Here is a 347-nt window from a genome sequence, read left to right on the forward strand (position 1 = left end):
GTGTTACGCGAAGATATCGCTGTGGTTTGTAACCGTCGTAAAGTATTATGGTCTCCAGGATGTGGTAGCTTAACCGAAATTGCTAAAGCAGAAGAATTAGGTTGCGAAATCGTGAAGTTATTCCCAGGAGGTATTTACGGACCGAACTTTGTAAAAGGTGTAAAAGGCCCACAACCTTGGACGAGCATTATGCCAACAGGTGGTGTATCGCCAACTGAAGAAAATTTAAAAGGCTGGTTTGATGCTGGTGTAACTTGTGTAGGTATGGGGTCTCAATTAATTTCAAAAGATATTATTGCCAACAAAGACTTCGATAAGTTAACTCAAAGTGTTGCCAACGCTTTAAG

1 protein-coding gene is annotated in these 347 nt (G+C 40.9%); it reads left to right on the forward strand.

Features of this window, described 5'->3' with window-relative positions:
* The coding region (locus PK35_RS16985; protein ID WP_044627780.1) for a beta/alpha barrel domain-containing protein at positions 1-347 on the forward strand (347 nt) is incomplete at both ends.

It is taken from the genome of Neotamlana nanhaiensis, assembly GCF_000943555.1.
GTDB classification, from domain to species: Bacteria; Bacteroidota; Bacteroidia; order Flavobacteriales; family Flavobacteriaceae; genus Neotamlana; species Neotamlana nanhaiensis.